Here is a 15520-nt window from a genome sequence, read left to right as displayed (position 1 = left end):
TTTATTTTTACCAAATATAGTATATTCATTTGAAGTTAAAAAACGCAATGGTATTTCAGATTAATTGTTCCAATATTTAAAAAATAAACAATTTGGCTTATTCCGTTTTATTCCATATTGCTTAGCGTAGCGAAGCATCCTCTTTTATTTTTCGGACCAATTAGAAAATAGAACCACTAGGCGTTGCCGCGGGCAAACAAAAAAGCTTCCGAATTGCAGAAGCCTTTCCTTTGAATTTACCGACAACTCCCTAATAGCCTTTAATCCCCCTTCAAGGCCATATCACGAATTGTGCCTTTTGTTCAGCGCACCGGCAAGATTTCCGCCCGGCCGCCTTCCACTTTTACCTCGATTGTCCCATTTTCAGCGGTATTTAGCGTTGCGAGCCCAAGTGTCCGAAACCGCTCCACGACTTCCGGTGCGGGGTGGCCATAGCGGTTGTCTTTCCCCGTAGAAAAAATCGACAGGGTCGGCGCGGCCGCTGCCAGGAATTCCTTCGTGCTCGACGTTTTGCTGCCGTGGTGGGCGACTTTCAGGATATCGAGGCCTGCAATTCTTGCGCCGCTTGACGACAGAAGCTCCTGTTCCCCACCGGCTTCCAGGTCGCCGGTAAACAGCAGCTTGAATTCCCCGCTTTCGAGAAGCAGAACGAGTGAGTCGTCATTGCCGCCATATTCACGGTCCCCGGGCAACAGGTAAGTGAAACGGACGCCTGCCTCTTGCCAAGACGTACCACGAAGCGGCCCTTCAACCGCCGCTTCTCCCGCAAATGGGGCAAGCTCCTGCATAATGCCCTCTTTTTCCGACCCGGGCGAAAGATGAAGCTTTTCGATCTCCAGAAGCTTGAACAATTCATCCGCACCTTCCACATGGTCGGCGTCGGCGTGGCTTAGGACCAAGAGATCCACAGTTGAAATTCCGGATCCTTTCAAATAAGGCACCACGACTTGCCGTCCTACCTCATACGGGCGGTCCGTTTCCTGGAAACTCTCTGTCTGAAAACGCAAAACGCCGCCCGTGTCGATGACATAAACACCCTTGCGGTAAGGCAATTCGATAACGGCGCTGTCCCCTTGCCCGACATCCAGAAATGCCACTTTCAGCGCCGGATCCAGGTAAGGTGCCGCTGTAAACGCTGCTGCCGGGACCAGTATGAATGCCATTTGCCGCCAGCGGAATCCCTTTTCCGCCAAACTGTAGAAAATAATTAGGCATGCAAAAAAAAGCAGGACCAGCCAAAGCGGCGGTTTCCCCGGATTCCACATCTGATGCGGAACTGCTGCCAGTACCTCCATGAAATCACCGACCCATCCCCTAACCGGCACATAAAGGGCGAACAGGCCTTCTGCAGCCGAGAGCTGGATCAGCGTCAAACCGAGCAGCACCAGGTTCACGGGCAGGATCACCACCGTATAGAGCGGCACAAACAAGCTGTTCACAACAAATGCCGACAACGACACTTCAAAAAAATGATAGAGCAGCAAGGGAAACAGCGTGAGCTGGGAAATGCAGGTGATCAGCAATCCCTGGGCAATGGATGAATCAGCCCCGCCCAGGAACTTCGCTGAATAGATGATGGCGAAAGTTGCACCGTAGGACAATTGGAAGCCGATATTGTACATCATATAAGGATCCCACAAGATGAATAATATAAAGGTTGAAAGCAGCACATCCGCAATCGCCACGTTGATCTTCATCAACCTGCCAAAAAGCACGATGCAGACCATGGCTACCGAACGGAGCACGGACGGTGCGGCGCCTGCCAGCACCGCATAGATCGGCAAAGCGAAAAGAAGCAGAATGAGTGCCGCTTCTTTCCGGACATGCAGGCGGATGAGCAGAAAATAAAGCAAGCCCGAAAGGATCGCGACATGGAGCCCCGAGATGGCGAAAAGGTGCGTGATGCCGAGCGTCTGGTAGACCTGCCGCTCCTCCGGACCCATATTCCCCTGCTCGCCGATCAAAAGCGCTTCGGCTTCTGTGGCCAGACTTTCCGGGAATGTTCCGCGGATATGGCGCTGCAATTTTTTCCGCTGGAAAGCAAGCCGCGCCCCGATGGTATCAAGAGGTTCCATACGCTCGAGCTTCCGGATTTCCAATATGGCAGACGCCCCGTTGTTCTTCAAATAGCGCGCCATATCGAATGAGAACCGGTGTGCAGCAGGCGGTGGCAATTCGAATTGCCCCGTCGCGAAAAGGACGACACGCGGCAATGCTTCCTCAACCGTCTTCTTCTCCTCGGCCGAAACGAACCGGTAGCGCACATAGGAGACCCGTCCGCCGTCCAGTTCCGCAAATCCCCGCATACTGCCGCCATCGATCGTGTAACCGCCTTGAAACGCAACTTTCCCGCTATAGGAAGCCGGCAAAGCCGCAGTTTCTTCGGCGCGCAAATCTTGCACGATGAAAACCAGGGCTGCGAAGGCGCCGATCCGGAGACATCTCCTGAAGGGCTCCTTTTTCCAGGCCATCCAGCAAAAAAGCAGCGCTAAGAACCCGAGAACAACCGGTGTTTCATGCGCTGCCAGACTGGCAATGGCAGCAGCTGCCGCCAAGTAAATCAATCCGTTTCCGTTTACACTTCGATTTCTCCGAATAATTCGCTCACCCGTTCAGTGTAATGGGCAATTTCTTCTTCAGTGCCGCCTTTTTCGCGCAGCTTTTCGAGCAATTCCATGTACAGGACCGACTTTTCGGCACTGAGGAAATCGATTTTCCGTTCGTCGAACATCACCTGGACCACTTCCACGCCGGCCTGCTCGAACAATTCGATGGCGTAGGAATGGTTTTTGTAATCCGCCGCATAATACAGGCGCCCGATGCCCGCCTGGATGATCGATTTCGAACACTGCAGGCACGGGAAATGGCTGACATACATGTCAGCCCCGTTGACGCTGACGCCGTATTTGGCGCATTGCAGCAAGGCGTTCATTTCGGCATGGATGGTCCGTACGCAATGGTTGTCGACCACATAGCAGCCTTTGTCGATGCAATGGTCGCCGCCCGAAATGGAGCCGTTATAGCCGCCGGCCATGATGCGCCGGTCCCGGACGATGGTCGCCCCGACCGCCAGCCGTGTACATGTGCTTCTGAGTGCCAGCAAATGGCTTTGCGCCATGAAAAATTGATCCCAAGTTATTCGCTTCATCGTGAATGCCTCCTGCTTCATTGTTTAAAATAAGTGTAGCAGAGGGGGGATTTTCGTCAACCGGCCGATCGGCTCATCTGCCGTTCACTTGGCCGTGATGCCGTCTTTCAATTGCTCGAATGTTTTGTCGCCGATGCCGGTGACATTGGTCAGGTCTTCGATTTTCGCGAACTTGCCGTTCTCGGTCCGGTACGCGATGATGGCTGCGGCTTTCGAAGGGCCGATGCCCGGAAGTTCCATCAACTGGGCTTCAGTCGCCGAATTCAGGTCGACCAGCGCCTCGCCGGACGGCGCAACCGCTTGCGGCGGCAGCACCGCTTCTTCGCCTGTTTTCGGCACATACAGCACCATTTCATCAGCCACTTTCATCGCCAGATTGATTGCGCGCGAATCGGCTTCCGGCAAAAAGCCGCCGGCCGCGGCGATGGCTTCCTGCGCACGCGCGCCGTTCGGCAATTCATAGACGCCGGGTTTGGCAACGTGGCCTTTGATGTCGACCATGACGTTTTCAGGGAGTTCTTCTTTTTGGGTGGGGGTTTCCGTCTGCTGAGAGAGATCAGCCTGGATCAGTTCTAAAGATGTGCCCGGAACGGGGTCCGGTTCTTCACGGGGAATGAAAAAATAGATTGCCAATGCGATCGCTGCCGCGGCTGGAATCACCAGCCAGCCGGCTTTGTCGCGAAGTTCGGATAGTTTCAGCCGTCATCCCTCATTTCTTCAGGAGGCAATCCGATAAAGCTGTCTGAATTGTATACGAACTCCCGGAATTTGTCCATAGCTGTTGGAGAGGACCTGACGCCTTTTTTTCTATGCTTTTTGAAAAACAAAAAACCCGCACAGAATCGAAATTCCATACAGGTTTGAAAAATATCCGGTTTTATTTTACAGCGTGGAAAAAGATCCGTTCACTTTCTGGTCCGGGCTCTTCAGCGGTGAAATCCGCTGTTACCGAACCAACTGTGAAGCCGGCATCCTTCAGCCACTGGACATACGTCTCCACCGGATAGGTGCGCTGTTCATGGGTTTCTTCAAACCGCTCGAACCGCTCGCCTTGCCGCATGAAAAACGTGATGTCGTGGACCACGCTATGCGGATGGTCACCCGGCTCGGTGTGCCAGATATAAGCCACATCCTCCCCGTCCATGACGAACGGGCTATCCATGTAAATTACATCCACTTTGAAGACGGAATGGACATCAAAGAAAAAATGCCCGCCTTCATTGAGGGCCGCGTAAATTTGGCGGAACGTCTCCCGCACCTGCTCTTCCGTTTCCAGGTAATTGAGCGAATCGATGGCGATTGTCACCGCATCGAATCCCTCCAGCCCTTCCAGATTGTCCATCGACAATTGCAGAACCGGAATATCCAGCCCCGCTTCCTGGAAGCGCTGATTCGCCACGGTCAGCATGTCTTCCGACAAATCGCTGGCCGTGACGTCAAAGCCCACTTCGCTGAACAGCTGCGAAAGGGTGCCGGTGCCGCATGCCAAATCCAGGAGCTTCCCGGACCGGACATGGCCCCCGACCCATTCGACATAGCTTTCATACGGAATGTCAGCCATCAGTTCATCGTAAACCGAGGCGAATTTCCCGTATTTCATATTTCCATCGTCGGCGCTTCTCTCCACAGCCGCTCGAGGTTGTAATAAGACCGCTCGTCTTTATGGAAGACGTGGACAACCACATCGCCCAGGTCGACAAGGATCCAGCGTGCTGCGTCAAAGCCTTCGACGCTTTTCACTTCGTTGCCCGCTTCGTTCGACTGCTCGATCACTTCGCGCGCAATCGCCTGCACTTGGCGGTCCGAGTTCCCCGTACAGATGATGAAGTAATCTGCCAAAAGCGAGATTCCCTCCATGTTCAATACGACGATATCCTCGGCCTTTTTATCTTCAGCAGCGTTATACGCCATTTGTAGTAATGTTTGTTTAGTCATTCGTTCACTTTCCCTTTCTGTTTTGTGAAGTCATTCAAGCACTTCAGTGAATCCGGATAAACCGGTTGATTTTTGGACACCAGGAATTCAATCGTATGTTTGATGCTGGCTTCCATCATAACATCCAATCCCTGTTCTTTTAATTGTCGCAATTCATCGACTCCTGCAAACTTGCGGTTCGGTTCGACAAGATCGGCGATATAGATGATCTTCTCAAGGTCCGACATGCCGGCACGGCCCGTCGTATGGTAGCGGATGGCATTCAGGATATCTTCGTCCTGCACGCCGAATTCATAGCTGGCCACATAAGCCCCGACCGGCGCATGCCAAAGTTCGGCATGGTAATCGAGAAGCAGCGGATCCATGTTTTCTTTGATGATGATTGACTTCATCCAGTCCCGGTCCGCAAATTTGGCGACGTCGTGAAGAATCGCCGCCACTTGCGCCTTGGGTTCCGGCACGCCGAAGCGCCTTGCAAGCTCCGTTGCGGTGCCCATGACGCCGATGACATGGATATAGCGTTTCTCAGGAAGGCGTTTCTTCACTCTCTGAAGCATCGTGCTTTGGTCCATACAATTGCTCCTTTCGAATAAAAGCTTCGACTTTCTTCGGCACTAAAAATGAAATCGTCCGTCCGGCAGCCACCCGTTCCCGCAGCATCGTCGATGACAGCAGGATTTCCGGCGAATCGATCATCAGCACCGGGTAAGGCGTTTCGTTCTTGAATCCGGGGCGGCTGATGCCCACAAACCGCACCAGCTCCGCCAATTCATCGATCCGGTGCCACGTCGGCAAGCCTTCGACGCTGTCGCCGCCGATGATGAAATAGAACTCGGTCTCCGGCTCCCGCTCAATCAGCTTGACCATCGTATCGTACGTAAACGACACGCCGCCCTGGCGGATCTCGAAATCCTCCAGCCGGAAGATCGGATAGCCTGCGATGGCTAGCCGGGCCATTTCCAGCCGCTGCTCCGCGCCTGCCCCGTCCACTTCTTTGTGCGGAGCGATGAAGTTCGGCATAAAGCGGACTTCATCCAAGCCAATGGAATGAAAAGCTTCATTCGCCATGATCAGATGGCCGAGATGAGGAGGATTGAATGTCCCGCCCAAAATCCCGACTTTCCTCATCCTTTTCTCGGCAGCTCGATGCGTTTATTGTTGACGGACTGCTTGTAGAGGATCACGGTGTGCCCGATCAATTGCACCAATTCCGCAGCTGTTCCTTCAGCCAATTGGTTCGCGACGTCGTTTTTGTCGTCTTCGTTGTTTTGGAGGATGCTGATTTTAACCAGTTCACGCGCTTCAAGCGCTTCCTCGATCTGGCGCAGCATCGTGCCGCTGACGCCGCCTTTCCCGACTTGGAAAATCGGATCTAAATGATGCGCTTCGCTGCGCAAAAAACGCTTTTGTTTACCTGTTAACATAATTGCCTCCTAATTTTTCCGTGATGATTCCGATCATTTTTTCGGTATCCGGCTCCACGCCCGTCCATTTTTCAAAGGCGATTGCACCTTGGTAGACGAACATGCCGACTCCGTTAAGAGCCGTGCAGCCTTTTTCTTTCGCCGCTTTCAGAAACGGCGTCTCGAGCGGATTGTAGATGATATCCGCTGCAAGTGAACCGGCTGCCGCATGTTCCATAGACAGCGGCAGCCCTTCATCTTTCGCCAGGCCGACCGAGGTCGTCTGGATGAGTATATTGTATTGCCCTAAAGCAAGTTCTGCTTCTTTCATGGTCACGGCCGTACATCCTGCAGCGTGCGCCAATTCCTCGGCGCGGCGGTATGTCCGGTTCGCGACGGAGACATCGGAAAAGCCGGCGCGCTTCAAGGCAAATACGATGCCCCTTGCCGCCCCGCCTGCTCCGATAACGAGTATTTTCGGGTTTTCCGGCAGCGGATTGGCGGCCAGTGAACGGACAAAGCCGTCGCCGTCCGTGTTCCAGCCCACCGATTTCCCGCCTTCAAACGTCACCGTATTCACAGCATTCATCTTGACCGCTGTTTCATCCAATCGGTCGAGGAACGGAATGATCGAACTCTTATGCGGCAGCGTGACATTCAGTCCGCAGATCCCGAGCGTCTTCATCGCCTGGAATGCCTTTTCGAGCTTGGCGGGTTCAGCATGGATCGGGATATAGGTGGCGTTGATGCCGTGCTCCTTGAACCATAAATCGTGCATGAACGGCGACATGGAGTGGGCAATCGGGTCGCCTATAACGGCATACCATTTCTTCATGTGAATCCCCCTAGATCAGTGATGGGCGCAGCAGCACTTCGACTCCCTTTGGAGCATGGGCTGCCACAATGACATTCGGGTGCTGCACCGTGATCCAGCCAAGGCCCGAAAAGACGATATCGGTTTTGGCGTCCTTGACACGGAATTCATGGCGGACAAGCTCCGGGAAGTCGTCCTTGAATTCCGCAGACGGCGGTGCAAGCATGCCGCCAAGATGCTGTTCGTAAAGCGCATCGGCGTTTTCCAGCTTGGTCCGGTGGATCGGCAAATCGTTCGCCACATGGACCGTGAACGAAGAACGGTCGCCTTTGATGAAATCGAAACGGGCAAGCCCTGCAATATAAAGCGTCTGTTCGGCATTCAACTGGAACACACGCGGTTTGATTTCTTTTTTAGGCATAATCATCTTCAAGTCCTGCGTATGAAGATGGTGCGCCAATTGATGGTGGTTGATGATCCCCGGGGTATCGAAAAGCGATTTCTCGTCATCGAGCGGGATTTCGATCATATCAAGCGTCGTGCCCGGGAAATGGGACGTCGTGATGATATCCGACTGGCCGGTCGCCTGCTTGATGATTCGGTTGATGAACGTCGACTTTCCGACATTCGTGCTGCCGACCACAAAGACGTCTTCGCCTTTGCGATAATGGTCGATCGCTTCCATCGCTTCCTGGATGCCTGTGCCTTTATGGGCGCTGACGGTCAAAACGTCAACCGGCTTCAAGCCCAGTTTCTTCGCTTCCTGCTTCATCCAATTGATAAGCTTCTGCTGTTTCACGGATTTCGGCAGCAAATCGGATTTATTGGCAATCAACAAGATGTCGTTGCCGCCGACAAAGCGGTGGAGGCCCGGAAGCCAGCTGCCGTTGAAATCGAAAATATCGACGATTTTCACGATCAGCCCTTTGCGTTCGCCCAGGGCGTTCAGGATTTTCAGGAAATCATCGTCCGTCAGCGAGACCGGCTGCAATTCGTTGTAGTTTTTCAGCCGGAAGCAGCGCTGGCAGATGATCTCTTCTTTATTCAATGAAGATGCAGGGGCATAACCCAGCTCTCCAGGCCGTTCTGTCTGGATGGGTGCACCGCAACCGATGCACGTTGGTGTTTCGTTCAATTTTCTTCCTCCCACATAATTTGTCCTTTTTCTTTCAAGCGTTTCATGATCCGGCGCTCCACCAGGCGGTTGAAGCGCGTGAAGAATCCGTCAGACTGGGCAACAGGCAGCACTAGGATCGTGTGCAGTTTGTTCAAGTTGCCGCCGAAAATATCCGTCAGCATCTGGTCGCCGATGACGACGACCTTTTCGCGCGGGGCATTCAAGAGCTTCAGCGCTTTGCGGAATGCGCGTCCCATCGGCTTTCTCGCTTGGTAAATGAACGGGATGCCGAGCGGGTCTGCGAATGATTTCACGCGCAGCTCGTTATTATTGGATACGATGACCACTTGGATCCCTGCGTCCTTCATCGACTTCAGCCAGTCGATCAGCATCGGCGTCGCATCCGGCCGGTCCCATTCCACCAATGTGTTGTCAAGGTCGGTGATGATGCCTTGGATCCCTCTTTCCAGAAGCGATTCGGGCGTGATATCGAACACTTTTTTCACATATTGGCTTGGCACGAATTTATGGTACATTGTCAACAACTCCTGTTTTATCCGGACTTAATTCATCTGATTATAACATACGAGCCAGGGCTTCTCCCACCTTGACCCGTTTTCCATTCTGGACATTTTCCGTGAATGCGATTTCGCCTTCCTTGAAAAATAGGACGACGGTCGACCCGAAGCTGAAATAAGCCACTTCTTCGCCTTTATTCCACTCGGCGCCCGTTTTCGTCAGCTCAATCGAATTGACGAACATGGCTCCCACTTTGACGACCAGCATCGGGCCGAATTCGGTCTCCAATTCGGTGATCAGCCGGTAATTGCCGCTGATCGGTGCTTTCCCGTAGGACAAGCCGGCCTGGTTGACCGGATAGGATTTCTTCCCGAGCACATATTGCTTGCGAAGCGAGCCGTCAGCCGGGCTATGGATGCGGTGGTAATCCGCAGGCGACAAATAAAGGACGATGTAGTCGCCGTTTTGGTACACACGCGCCAGTTCGTCGCTGCCGAGCAGGTCGCCCAGGAAATATTGCTGGCCTTTGACCAGGAATGAGATGCCCTCGTGGAGTTTCCCGGCGATTTCGATCTTTCCATCAACCGGGGACACAACTGGTTCTTCGGCGACCGGGCGGCTTTCCGCTTTCAGCCGGCGAATAAAAAAATCATGCAGCGTCCCGAACGAGCCAAGCGGCTGTCCGACATCTGCTGTATCAATTTTATAGGTTCGAATATAACTCGGAATCATCCAGCGGCTCAAGCGGGACTGCGCAAATTGCCGGATCATGCCTGAAGTGAGCGGTCCATTTGTCAGTTCGATCGAGCGCTGGTAAAACTTTTTCTTCACACAGACACCTCCGTCGCTTAAAATAGTCTACCATTTTTTGGCCAAAGGCAGTATAATGAACTGAATAACTTTATGAAAAAGGAGTGTTTTCCACTGCTACTCATAGACCGTATGGACCATACAATCAAAAAAATGAGATCCCAGACTGCAAACATGATCACAATCGGAAATCTGGCTTTTGGCGGCGCATCGTTGATGGCGGCCATCGGCGGTTATTATAGCTTTAGCGTCCTCTTCATCTTCATCGCAGCATTTCTTGACCGATTCGACGGCATGATCGCCCGAAAGTTCAATCAGGAATCCGAGCTTGGCAAACAGCTTGACTCGATGGCGGACATCATCTCGTTCGGCGTCGCTCCTGCCATCCTGATGTATGAATTGGTGCTGGTGGATTTCGGCATCGCCGGCATGGCCTTCACCGTCATCTACATTGCAAGCGGCGCGTTCCGTTTGGCGCGCTTCAACATCTCGGAATCCAACGGCTATTTCACCGGCTTGCCGATCACTGCTGCCGGAACTGTCGTGACGCTGTCCTACTTCGGCCTGTCCGTGTTCCCGCCGGTCCTTTACATGTTCCTGTTCCTCTTGTGCTCGCTCATGATGGTCAGCACATTCACACTCAGAAAAGTATAAAAGCTGGAGGCGATTTCCGCCACCAGCTTTTTTTGTCGTCTTATTTAGCGCTGAGGCGCTCAATGACATTGAGGACAATGTCGGTCGAGTGCTTGGCGGCAACCGGAAGGAATTCGTCGAATGAAATGTCCGACTCCTTGCCGGCAATATCCGAAAGGGCACGGATGACAACGAACGGCACGCCGAATTGGTGGCACACCTGCGCGACTGCCGCCGCTTCCATCTCCGCCGCCTTCATGTCCGGGAAATGGCCGCGTACTGTCTCCACGCGGACCGGATCGTTCATGAACGAATCGCCGGTTGCGATGAGGCCGACTGCGTACGCGTGTTCTCCGACTTCTTCCACCGCTTTTTCAGCCAGTTCCATCAGCGCGGCATCCGAGCGGAACGCTGCCGGCATCTGCGGAACCTGCCCCATTTCATATCCGAACGCCGTTACATCCACATCGTGGTGGCGGACTTCATCGGAAATGACGATGGCGCCGACTTCCAGGTTCTGGTCGAAGCCGCCGGCCGAACCCGTATTGATGACGACATCCGGCTGGTATTTCTGAAGCAGCAGCGTCGTCGACATAGCCGCATTCACTTTCCCGATGCCGCTTTTCAGCAAGACAACGTCCTGCCCCTTATAAGTGCCGGACGTGAATTCGCAATTCGCGATTTCTTCAGTCACTACATTTTCCAGGCTGCCGCGCAGCAATTCCACTTCTTCTTCCATTGCCCCAATAACTCCGATTTTCATCTTTTCAACTTCCTTTCAGATAATAGTATTATGTAAATTAAGTTTATTCCTTGTTGTTTAGGCGCTTCGGCGCTTTGGGAAGGGCAAAGACGATTGCTCCTGCGCAAGCTCGTCGCAAAAGAGGTGCCCAAATGCTTTGCGCACCTCTTTGGCTCCCGCAATGAGCCGGGTAGAACATCCGTCTCATTGCTTCGCCCAGCCCGTTAGCGCGCCGGCGCTGGTATAGTTCTTTGAAAGCCGATAACTTCACCTAGTTAGGAGTACTATCCAAGATATGAAGCAAAACAGCGGAGACGCCTGCGGGACAGCGAGACGGCTGAGACCCCGCAGGGAGCGCAGCGACTGAGGAGGCTTAGACGCGAGCCCGCGGCAAGCGCAGCTGCTTTGCGGAATATCGATTGCTGAAATTATTTACACTACATATACCTAATTCAATTAATGTTCAATCTCAACTAGCCGTAAAAAAAGACGCCCCTTTAATAGGCGCCTTTCAGCGTTTTCAAGACATCCATTTTGACCGGTGCCCAGCCTTTTCCGTCAATCCATTCCAAATGGACGCGGTATTTCTGGGATTCATCCTTGGATTGCACAACGCCGATCGACTTCTGTGGACCGCCGCCGTTTTTCACCATCATGATGTACATATTGTCTTCCGACAATCCGGTTGCATACGAAATCGCTTTGATTTTTTCATTCCAGTCGGGTGACCCTTTTTGATAGACCGAAACGTGTTCGCCTGTTTGGGTGGTCCCAACCGGCTCCCAGCTTGTGTTGATGACGGTCTCTTCCACGATCGGATCGCTTGAATCTTCACGGGTGATCGTTCCGCCGACTGTCACAGTGCCTTCTTTTGTTTCTTCAGCTGGCTTTTCTTCTTTATCGGCCGGAGCTTCTTCGTTCTTGTCTGCTTCTTCGGTTTCATCCTTACCGTCTTCAGCCGGGGCTTCTTCGCCGCCTTCCGGTTCTTCAGCAGGCAGCTGCTCTTCCGATTCTGAGGCGATTTTCACGGATTCCGGCTCCTGGACGCTTTCTTCACCGCTGTCGAGGAAAATGAATCCTGCGGTGATCAGGATCAGCGTGAACACCAAGCCGATCATCATATTAAGAATGGAATTGGAACGGTTCTTTTTATTCTTCAAGCGAGAAGGATATCTTTTTTCTTCATTTGCCATTCTTTCGCCCTCCTCTTCTAATTATTTAGGTCCAATGAACATAACAACTTTGACGTATTTTAGATAGGAATGTTTCAAAAGAGCGCAAGTTTTTTTGAAAAACGGCCATTCAGACTCTGAATGGCCGACCTTCTTAATTGATTGAAACGATTTTGATTTCCATTTCGCCGCCTGGCGTCAATACTTTGACGATTTCGCCGACCGTACGGCCGATCATGCTTTTCGCGATAGGCGAGTCGTTGGAAATGCGGCCTTCCAGCGGATCCGCTTCTGCCGAGCCGACGATTGTGTATGCTTCTTCGTCGCCGTCCGGAACTTCAACGAAAGTCACAGTCGTACCCAAACGGACGATGTCTTTATTCAATTCGTTTTCATTTATAATAACTGCATTGCGAATCATCGATTCCAATGTTGAGATGCGTCCTTCTACAAATGCCTGGTCTTCTTTCGCCGAATCGTATTCAGCGTTCTCGGAAAGGTCTCCGAAATCGCGGGCGATCTTGATCCGTTCAACCACTTCTTTGCGTTTGATCGTTTTCAGGAAGTCCAGTTCATCCTCCAACTTCTGCTTTCCTGCAGCTGTCATCGGAAATTGTTTTTCGTTAGCCATTTTTCCCCACTCCTTCAACTGCTGACTCTAGATGCCCAGCATCCGTCAGTCTCGTATCATCATATTATAAACTGTCAATCTATTCAAGAATTGTTTTAATTTTTGTAACCATCAAATCTATTGCTACTTCGTTCTGTCCGCCTTCGGGAATGATGACGTCTGCATAGCGTTTGGTCGGCTCGATGAATTGATTGTGCATCGGGCGGACAACGGACAAGTACTGCTCGATGACAGAGTCGATTGTGCGTCCGCGTTCGTTGATGTCGCGCAGCAGCCGGCGGATGATCCGCAGGTCCGCATCGGTGTCGACGAACAATTTGATGTCCATCAATTCGCGCAGGCGCTGGTCTTCAAGCACCAGGATGCCTTCAAGAATGATGACGTCCTTCGGTTCGATGTGGATGGTCTCTTCCGCACGCGTATGGACCGCGTAATTATAGACCGGCTTTTCGATTGCTTCCCGCTGCAACAGCTTGTTGACGTGGCCGATCAAAAGGTCGGTGTCGAATGCCAGCGGATGGTCATAGTTCGTCTCCAGCCGTTCTTCAAACGCCAGATGGCTTTGGTCTTTGTAGTAGTAGTCCTGTTCGATGACCACTACAGAGTGCTCCTTGAATACTTCATAAATGGAATTCGTTACGCTCGTCTTGCCTGAGCCCGAACCTCCTGCTATCCCGATTACGACTGGGCGGTTTTTCGACATTATTTCAAGCTCCTTGCAAACTTCATTATTTTTTTTGGCTTTTCTTCCTGCAGACCATGATTCCGTCCCCGACCGGCAAGAGCGCCGTCTCGTAAGCGGGGTGGTCCAGCATATGTTCCCTGAACGCCTTCAGGTTGCGGATCATCGTCCGTTTTCTGCGGGGGATGTCCGATAGCGGCCCTTCAGCCATGCCGTGCATGTACATATTATCACAGTAGATGATGCCGCCTTCTTCAAGCAGCCCTTCGTACTTTTCGAAAAAGCGCTCATACTGCCCTTTTGCGGCGTCGATGAAAATGGCGTCATACGCCGGCGCCAATTGGGCCAGGTCGAACTCCAGCGCGTCGCCGTGGAAGATGCAGATCCGATCCGACATGCCGGATGACCGGACGAACTCCACGGCTTTTTGGAAGCGGCTGTCGTCCCGTTCGATCGTATCGATCCGGCTGTCCGGCAGGCCTTCCGCCATCTTGATGGCCGAAAACCCGATGGCCGCCCCGATTTCAAGGATCTTTTTTGGCTGCTGCTCTTCAAGAAGGTGCACCAGCTCGCGGATGCCCTGTTCTTCCATGATCGGGACGTGGTGCTCAACGGCATAGCTCCGGATCGCTCCGAGCGTTTCACGTAATCTTTCTTGGTCCATCGTACAGCTCCTTTTCGCCTTTGCAAAAATTACTCCTATACTAACATAAAACAAGAAGGAATGCGAGGTCGCTTCCTTCTTGTCCGGTTTATGACATTTTATTGGCCGATATATTTGTCGCGGTTTTGCAGATGTTCTTCATACGTAATCGCAAAATGGTTCTTCCCGGTGGAATCCGCCAGGAAATAAACATAATCGGTATCTGCTGGATCGAGCACCGCCTGGATCGAGCTCAGCCCGGCTGAAGCGATCGGACCCGGCGGCAGGCCGTTGTTCGTGTAGGTGCTGTACGGATGCTCGAATTCATAGTCCTTGTTGAACAAGCGCGCTTTGTGCTCGCCTTTTGCATAGAGGACGGTCGGGTCGGTCTGAAGCTTCATGTCTTGCTCCAAGCGGTTATAGAACACGCTGGCAATCGTCTGCCGGTCGCTTTGCGCGGTCGCTTCTTCCTCGAGCAGCGAAGCGAACGTCAACAGCCAGTGCGGCGTCTTGCCCATTTCGTCAAGCACTGCCTGGTATTGCGATACGTTCGACTGCGTCGCGTTGAGCATCTGTTCGATGATCAGGTTCAACGACGGGTCTTCTTCGTAGAATGGATACGTAGCCGGGAATAAATACCCTTCAAGGGCAAACTTGACATTCTCGCCTTTGATCTCATCCGTCAACAGCGTCGGGTATTTCACCATCAACTCTTCGATATAGGCTTCATCTTGCACTTTTGCCATGAATTCCTCGGCCGTGAAATCGGTTTTCTTCGCAATGACGTTCGTGCCGATCTCCTCAAGCGTCAGGCCTTCCGGCACCGTGATTGTAAACAGCGGCTCGCGGTAGACTTTCCCGGTCTTCAAGGATTGCGTGATTTCGTCAAGCGTCATCGATTTCGTCAAGCCGTATGTCCCTGCCTGGAACTCCGACTCGTTATTGAATTTGACGTAGTATTTATAGACGCGTGCGTCTTCGATCAAACCGTTCTCTTCCAATAGCGCGGCGATCGAATCCAGGTTGGAGCCGATCGGCACTTCCAGGTTGATGACTTCCTCGGATTCCGGATCAACCGGCTTCAAGGCATCCGTCACGAAGTTGTACATCTGGAAGCCGGCGATGCCGACGATGACCAGGAGGACCAGCGCGATGATGGCTACAATGCGGCGCACGACTCTCACTTCTTTCTTCTTTTCTCTCATCCGTTCGTACATGATCTCTTTTTTCGATTGCTTGTCCACGGGTTCCCCCCCTTAACTTAACATTAC

General features: G+C 52.4%; 19 protein-coding genes. 1 reads left to right on the top strand and 18 read right to left on the bottom strand.

Going from position 1 to position 15520, the window contains the following annotated elements; all coding sequences use genetic code 11:
- Positions 1-302 precede the first annotated feature (302 nt).
- From ACFSDB_RS14030 to ACFSDB_RS13975, 12 genes are all read right to left on the bottom strand, one after another.
- Positions 303-2564: a DNA internalization-related competence protein ComEC/Rec2 gene (locus tag ACFSDB_RS14030; protein ID WP_377340377.1), complete on the bottom strand. Its 2262-nt coding sequence runs from the start codon at positions 2562-2564 to the stop codon at positions 303-305.
- A gap of 11 nt (positions 2565-2575) precedes the next feature.
- Positions 2576-3148 (bottom strand): ComE operon protein 2, encoded by a 573-nt coding sequence (locus tag ACFSDB_RS14025; RefSeq protein WP_204890420.1) that lies wholly within the window; start codon positions 3146-3148, stop codon positions 2576-2578.
- Positions 3149-3232: 84 nt separating this feature from the next.
- Positions 3233-3808, bottom strand: coding sequence for a helix-hairpin-helix domain-containing protein (locus ACFSDB_RS14020; protein ID WP_377340374.1), 576 nt, complete (start codon positions 3806-3808; stop codon positions 3233-3235).
- 217 nt (positions 3809-4025) lie between these two features.
- Complete coding sequence (locus tag ACFSDB_RS14015; protein WP_204890419.1) at positions 4026-4748, bottom strand: class I SAM-dependent DNA methyltransferase; 723 nt, start codon at positions 4746-4748, stop codon at positions 4026-4028.
- Entirely contained in the window at positions 4745-5083 is a 339-nt protein-coding gene (rsfS, locus tag ACFSDB_RS14010) for a ribosome silencing factor (RefSeq protein ID WP_204890418.1), read from the bottom strand. The genes ACFSDB_RS14015 and rsfS overlap by 4 nt, the downstream gene beginning before the upstream one ends.
- A complete protein-coding gene (gene yqeK, locus ACFSDB_RS14005) occupies positions 5080-5655 on the bottom strand; it encodes a bis(5'-nucleosyl)-tetraphosphatase (symmetrical) YqeK (RefSeq protein ID WP_204890417.1) in 576 nt (191 codons plus the stop codon). Before yqeK ends, rsfS begins: the two co-directional genes overlap by 4 nt.
- Positions 5609-6211, bottom strand: coding sequence for a nicotinate-nucleotide adenylyltransferase (locus tag ACFSDB_RS14000; RefSeq protein WP_204890416.1), 603 nt, complete (start codon positions 6209-6211; stop codon positions 5609-5611). The genes yqeK and ACFSDB_RS14000 overlap by 47 nt, the downstream gene beginning before the upstream one ends.
- Positions 6208-6507 (bottom strand): ribosome assembly RNA-binding protein YhbY, encoded by a 300-nt coding sequence (gene yhbY / locus ACFSDB_RS13995; protein ID WP_204890415.1) that lies wholly within the window; start codon positions 6505-6507, stop codon positions 6208-6210. Before yhbY ends, ACFSDB_RS14000 begins: the two co-directional genes overlap by 4 nt.
- The gene (gene aroE / locus ACFSDB_RS13990) at positions 6494-7321 is read right to left on the bottom strand and encodes a shikimate dehydrogenase (RefSeq protein ID WP_204890414.1); all 828 of its coding nucleotides are present in this window, start codon (positions 7319-7321) and stop codon (positions 6494-6496) included. Before aroE ends, yhbY begins: the two co-directional genes overlap by 14 nt.
- Positions 7322-7331: 10 nt before the next feature.
- Positions 7332-8435 (bottom strand): ribosome biogenesis GTPase YqeH, encoded by a 1104-nt coding sequence (gene yqeH / locus ACFSDB_RS13985; RefSeq protein ID WP_204890413.1) that lies wholly within the window; start codon positions 8433-8435, stop codon positions 7332-7334.
- Entirely contained in the window at positions 8432-8953 is a 522-nt protein-coding gene (locus tag ACFSDB_RS13980; RefSeq protein ID WP_204890412.1) for a YqeG family HAD IIIA-type phosphatase, read from the bottom strand. The genes yqeH and ACFSDB_RS13980 overlap by 4 nt, the downstream gene beginning before the upstream one ends.
- A 40-nt stretch (positions 8954-8993) precedes the next feature.
- On the bottom strand, positions 8994-9767 hold the full coding sequence (locus ACFSDB_RS13975) for a phosphatidylserine decarboxylase (RefSeq protein WP_204890411.1): 774 nt from the start codon (positions 9765-9767) through the stop codon (positions 8994-8996).
- A 93-nt stretch (positions 9768-9860) separates the two neighbouring features.
- Here ACFSDB_RS13975 and pssA point away from each other — a divergent pair, with 93 nt between their 5' ends.
- Positions 9861-10400 (top strand): CDP-diacylglycerol--serine O-phosphatidyltransferase, encoded by a 540-nt coding sequence (gene pssA, locus ACFSDB_RS13970; RefSeq protein ID WP_204890681.1) that lies wholly within the window; start codon positions 9861-9863, stop codon positions 10398-10400.
- A 40-nt stretch (positions 10401-10440) separates the two neighbouring features.
- Here the strand turns inward: pssA and mtnN are convergent, their stop codons facing one another.
- The 6 genes from mtnN to mltG form a co-directional block, all read right to left on the bottom strand.
- Positions 10441-11142 carry a 5'-methylthioadenosine/S-adenosylhomocysteine nucleosidase gene (gene mtnN, locus ACFSDB_RS13965; protein WP_204890410.1) on the bottom strand — a complete coding sequence of 234 codons (702 nt, stop codon included), beginning with the start codon at positions 11140-11142 and terminating at the stop codon, positions 10441-10443.
- Positions 11143-11618: 476 nt separating this feature from the next.
- A complete protein-coding gene (locus ACFSDB_RS13960; protein ID WP_204890409.1) occupies positions 11619-12314 on the bottom strand; it encodes a YrrS family protein in 696 nt (231 codons plus the stop codon).
- Between the two features lie 133 nt (positions 12315-12447).
- Positions 12448-12924: a transcription elongation factor GreA gene (gene greA / locus ACFSDB_RS13955; protein ID WP_204890408.1), complete on the bottom strand. Its 477-nt coding sequence runs from the start codon at positions 12922-12924 to the stop codon at positions 12448-12450.
- 79 nt (positions 12925-13003) lie between these two features.
- Positions 13004-13627, bottom strand: coding sequence for a uridine kinase (udk, locus tag ACFSDB_RS13950; RefSeq protein WP_204890407.1), 624 nt, complete (start codon positions 13625-13627; stop codon positions 13004-13006).
- A 25-nt stretch (positions 13628-13652) separates the two neighbouring features.
- Positions 13653-14270: an O-methyltransferase gene (locus ACFSDB_RS13945; protein ID WP_204890406.1), complete on the bottom strand. Its 618-nt coding sequence runs from the start codon at positions 14268-14270 to the stop codon at positions 13653-13655.
- Between the two features lie 98 nt (positions 14271-14368).
- Entirely contained in the window at positions 14369-15493 is a 1125-nt protein-coding gene (gene mltG / locus ACFSDB_RS13940) for an endolytic transglycosylase MltG (protein WP_204890405.1), read from the bottom strand.
- Positions 15494-15520: the final 27 nt, after the last annotated feature.

The organism is Planococcus chinensis, from assembly GCF_042681545.1.
In the GTDB taxonomy this organism is placed as follows: domain Bacteria; phylum Bacillota; class Bacilli; order Bacillales_A; family Planococcaceae; genus Planococcus; species Planococcus chinensis.
Note: the sequence above shows the minus strand (reverse complement) of the source record. Positions and strands in the feature narration are given on the sequence as shown.

Coding starts and splice junctions, on each gene's coding strand:
- mtnN (WP_204890410.1), bottom strand. CDS start 11,142: ATGAAAATCGGAGTTATTGGGGCAATGGAAGAAGAAGTGGAATTGCTG.
- ACFSDB_RS14025 (WP_204890420.1), bottom strand. CDS start 3,148: ATGAAGCGAATAACTTGGGATCAATTTTTCATGGCGCAAAGCCATTTG.
- ACFSDB_RS13945 (WP_204890406.1), bottom strand. CDS start 14,270: ATGGACCAAGAAAGATTACGTGAAACGCTCGGAGCGATCCGGAGCTAT.
- ACFSDB_RS13960 (WP_204890409.1), bottom strand. CDS start 12,314: ATGGCAAATGAAGAAAAAAGATATCCTTCTCGCTTGAAGAATAAAAAG.
- udk (WP_204890407.1), bottom strand. CDS start 13,627: ATGTCGAAAAACCGCCCAGTCGTAATCGGGATAGCAGGAGGTTCGGGC.
- yhbY (WP_204890415.1), bottom strand. CDS start 6,507: ATGTTAACAGGTAAACAAAAGCGTTTTTTGCGCAGCGAAGCGCATCAT.
- ACFSDB_RS14000 (WP_204890416.1), bottom strand. CDS start 6,211: ATGAGGAAAGTCGGGATTTTGGGCGGGACATTCAATCCTCCTCATCTC.
- ACFSDB_RS13980 (WP_204890412.1), bottom strand. CDS start 8,953: ATGTACCATAAATTCGTGCCAAGCCAATATGTGAAAAAAGTGTTCGAT.
- greA (WP_204890408.1), bottom strand. CDS start 12,924: ATGGCTAACGAAAAACAATTTCCGATGACAGCTGCAGGAAAGCAGAAG.
- rsfS (WP_204890418.1), bottom strand. CDS start 5,083: ATGACTAAACAAACATTACTACAAATGGCGTATAACGCTGCTGAAGAT.
- ACFSDB_RS14015 (WP_204890419.1), bottom strand. CDS start 4,748: ATGAAATACGGGAAATTCGCCTCGGTTTACGATGAACTGATGGCTGAC.
- aroE (WP_204890414.1), bottom strand. CDS start 7,321: ATGAAGAAATGGTATGCCGTTATAGGCGACCCGATTGCCCACTCCATG.
- yqeK (WP_204890417.1), bottom strand. CDS start 5,655: ATGGACCAAAGCACGATGCTTCAGAGAGTGAAGAAACGCCTTCCTGAG.